Source organism: Streptomyces apricus, assembly GCF_008369065.1.
Classification (GTDB): domain Bacteria; phylum Actinomycetota; class Actinomycetes; order Streptomycetales; family Streptomycetaceae; genus Streptomyces; species Streptomyces apricus.
This window is the reverse complement of sequence record NZ_VDFC01000268.1, coordinates 1-755: the sequence shown is the minus strand read 5'-3', so window position 1 is coordinate 755 and position 755 is coordinate 1. Positions and strand designations below refer to the sequence as shown.

At 74.6% G+C, this 755-nt stretch carries 1 protein-coding gene and 1 pseudogene; one reads left to right on the top strand and one right to left on the bottom strand.

What is annotated here, in order from left to right; all coding sequences use genetic code 11:
* Window positions 1–31: 31 nt before the first annotated feature.
* Entirely contained in the window at window positions 32–247 is a 216-nt protein-coding gene (locus FGF04_RS41955) for a hypothetical protein (protein ID WP_328596521.1), read from the top strand.
* On the opposite strand, the pseudogene FGF04_RS41950 reads toward FGF04_RS41955, so the two are convergent.
* Window positions 229–543, bottom strand: a pseudogene (locus tag FGF04_RS41950) (AMP-binding protein); the annotation flags it as partial. The gene FGF04_RS41955 and the pseudogene FGF04_RS41950 sit on opposite strands and share 19 nt — an antisense overlap.
* Window positions 544–755: the final 212 nt, after the last annotated feature.

The following is a 755-nucleotide window of genomic DNA, read 5'->3' as shown; positions in this document are numbered from 1 at the left end:
GCTCGGCATCCTCAAGGCCGGCGGCGCCTACGTGCCGCTGGACCCCGACTACCCGCCCCAGCGCATCGCCAGCATGGTCCAGGGCACCACCTGCGCCGTCCTCGTCACCCGCGCCGACCTCGCCTCCCGCCTGCCCCGGACCAGCGGGGTGCCGGTCCGGGGCAGGCGGGAGGCGAGGTCGGCGCGGGTGACGAGGACGGCGCAGGTGGTGCCCTGGACCATGCCGGCGATGCGCTGGGGCGGGTAGTCGGGGTCCAGCGGCACGTAGGCGCCGCCGGCCTTGAGGATGCCGAGCATCGCGACGAGCAGGTCCGGTGAGCGCTGCAGGCACAGCGCGACGCGGGTGTCGGGGACCACGCCGAGGGAGCGCAGGTGGTGGGCCAGGCGGTTGGCGGCGGTGTTGATCTCGCCGTAGGTGAACCGGGTGCCCTCGTGGATGGCGGCGGTGGCGTGGGGGCGCTGTGCGGCGTGGGCCTCGAAGGCCTCGTGCAGGCAGCTGTCGCCCACCGGCTGGGTGGCGGTGCGGTTCCAGTCCCGGAGCATGCGCCGCAGTTCCGCGCCGGTGAGCAGGCGCAGGTGGGCGATGGGGGTGTCGGGGCGGCGCAGGGCGTCTTCGAGCAGGGTGCGGTAGTGGGTGAGGATGCGGCAGGCGGTGCGGGCGTCGAAGAGGGTGCTGTCGTAGTGGAGTTCGGCCAGGCCCTCGTGCACGACCAGGCGCAGTTCGTAGGGGGCTGCGGTGTCGAGGGGCTGGGCGG